1 rRNA gene is annotated in these 3,025 nt (G+C 54.0%); it reads left to right on the top strand.

The window, feature by feature from the left end:
• Positions 1 to 125 precede the first annotated feature (125 nt).
• Positions 126 to 2,941, top strand: a 23S ribosomal RNA gene (locus EZV76_RS16730).
• Positions 2,942 to 3,025 lie beyond the last annotated feature (84 nt).

The following is a 3,025-nucleotide window of genomic DNA, read 5'->3' on the forward strand; positions in this document are numbered from 1 at the left end:
GTTCATTGACATATTGGGACGGAGCGTGATGGTCATACCATCATGGCGAAGTCAAAAGAAGAAACACGAAGTAGAATAGAATATATAAGGATTACGAGAGGGCATATGTGCTTAGGCACATGATGCGACAAGCAAAAGAAGGGCGTATGGGGGATGCCTGGGCTCTCAGAGGCGACGAAGGACGCGATAAGCTGCGAAAATCCACGGGGAGCTGCACATGAGCATTGATCCGTGGGTGTCCGAATGGGGCAACCCGGCTGGTTGAAGGCCAGTCACACCGCAAGGTGGGCGAACCCGCTGAACTGAAACATCTAAGTAGGCGGAGGAAGAGAAAACAAAAGTGATTCCGAGAGTAGTGGCGAGCGAAATCGGATTAGTCCAAACCAATGTTGTTCCGGCAATGTTGGGGTTGTAGGACCACGGGATTCTTTGCGTGACGAACTGGAACCCTTTGGAAAGAGGGGCCGTAGACGGTGATAGCCCGGTACAGGCAAGGAGCGTTAAAGATAGTGGTATCCTGAGTAGCGCGGGGCACGTGAAACCCTGTGTGAATCCGGCGGGACCATCCGCCAAGACTAAATACTCCTGAGAGACCGATAGTGAACCAGTACCGTGAGGGAAAGGTGAAAAGAACCCTGAACAAGGGAGTGAAAAAGACCCTGAAACCATACGCCTACAAGCGGTCGGAGCCCCTTTGGGGGTGACGGCGTGCCTTTTGCATAATGAGCCTACGAGTTACTTTTACCGGCAAGGTTAAGGCATTCAGTGCCGCAGCCGCAGCGAAAGCGAGTCTGAACAGGGCGCTTTAGTCGGTAGTAGTAGACGCGAAACCGTGCGATCTACCCATGGGCAGGTTGAAGCTGTGGTAACACACAGTGGAGGACCGAACCCGTTGACGTTGAAAAGTCTTGGGATGACCTGTGGGTAGGGGTGAAAGGCCAATCAAGCTCGGAAATAGCTCGTACTCCCCGAAATGCATTTAGGTGCAGCGTTCTGATAGTTATATAGAGGTAGAGCTACTGATTGGATGCGGGGGCTTCACCGCCTACCAATTCCTGACAAACTCCGAATGCTATATAATGTTTCAGGGCAGTGAGGGCATGGGTGCTAAGGTCCATGTCCGAGAGGGAAAGAACCCGGACCATCAGCTAAGGTCCCCAAATATGTGCTAAGTTGACAAAACGCGGTGGGACTGCACAGACAGCCAGGATGTTGGCTTGGAAGCAGCCATTCATTTAAAGAGTGCGTAACAGCTCACTGGTCGAGCGGTCCCGCATGGATAATGATCGGGCATAAGCACATTACCGAAGCTATGGCATCGAAAGATGGGTAGGGGAGCATTCCGTTCTGCGTTGAAGCGGTCCTGCGAGGTACCGTGGAGCGTACGGAAACGAAAATGTAGGCATAAGTAACGATAAAAGGGGCGAGAAACCCCTTCGCCGAAAAACCCAGGTTTCCCCGGCCATGCTAATCAGCCGGGGGTCAGTCGGGACCTAACACGAACCCGGAAGGGGCAGTGGATGGGCAACGGGTCAACATTCCCGTACCCGCATATCGATAAAAGTGACGGGGCAACTTAGTTGGTGCGTGCTGACGGAATAGCACGTTGAAGCGCAAGCGATAGTACACCAAGGCCACGGCCGCGGTGATAATCCAGCGGCGTTGCCTCCAAGAAAAGCGAGATATGCGGCCCGTACCGTAAACCGACACAGGTGGTTGGGATGAGAATTCTAAGGCGCTCGAGAGATTCATGGTCAAGGAACTAGGCAAAATGGACGCGTAACTTCGGGAGAAGCGTCGCTCCCTTTCGGGGGAGCCGCAGTGAACTGGTCCAGGCGACTGTTTATCAAAAACACAGGGCTCTGCCAAATCGAAAGATGAAGTATAGGGCCTGACACCTGCCCGGTGCCGGAAGGTTAAAGGGAGACGTCAGCCTTCGGGTGAAGCGTTGAACTGAAGCCCCGGTAAACGGCGGCCGTAACTATAACGGTCCTAAGGTAGCGAAATTCCTTGTCGGGTAAGTTCCGACCTGCACGAATGGTGCAACGATCTGGACACTGTCTCGACCATGATCTCGGTGAAATTGTAGTATCGGTGAAGATGCCGGTTACCCGCAGTGGGACGAAAAGACCCCGTGCACCTTTACTATAGCTTCGTATTGACCCTGGGCAAGGGATGTGTAGGATAGCTGGGAGGATTTGAAGCGCTGTCGCCAGGCAGTGTGGATCCGTTGTTGAAATACCAGCCTTCGTTTGTCCGGGGCCTAACCTCTAACGAGGAACAGTGCGTGGTGGGTAGTTTGACTGGGGTGGTCGCCTCCAAAAGAGTAACGGAGGCTTCCAAAGGTGCCCTCAATACGGTTGGCAATCGTGTGTAGAGTGCAATGGCACAAGGGCGCTTGACTGTGAGACATACAGGTCGAACAGGTACGAAAGTAGGGCATAGTGATCCGGTGGTTCCGCATGGAAGGGCCATCGCTCAAAGGATAAAAGGTACGCCGGGGATAACAGGCTGATCTCCCCCAAGAGCTCACATCGACGGGGGGGTTTGGCACCTCGATGTCGGCTCGTCACATCCTGGGGCTGGAGAAGGTCCCAAGGGTTGGGCTGTTCGCCCATTAAAGTGGCACGCGAGCTGGGTTCAGAACGTCGTGAGACAGTTCGGTCTCTATCTACTGCGGGCGTGAGAGATTTGAGTGGATCTGGTTCTAGTACGAGAGGACCGAACTGGACCGACCGCTGGTGCGCCGGTTGTCCCGCCAGGGGCATCGCCGGGTAGCTAAGTCGGGATGGGATAAGCGCTGAAGGCATATAAGCGCGAAACCCGCCACAAGATGAGATCTCTTTAAAGGGCCGTGGGAGATGACCACGTCGATAGGCCGTAGGTGGAAGTGCAGCGATGCATGCAGCCGAGCGGTACTAATTGCCCGTAAGCTTGCGCCGCCCTCTCGGGGCTTCCTTGTAACAACAATGCTTCGTTGACTCTTTTTTGGGCCTTGCCAAAGGTCCGTCCCATAATATGTCAT

The organism is Flagellimonas alvinocaridis, assembly GCF_004916895.1.
In the GTDB taxonomy this organism is placed as follows: domain Bacteria; phylum Bacteroidota; class Bacteroidia; order Flavobacteriales; family Flavobacteriaceae; genus Flagellimonas; species Flagellimonas alvinocaridis.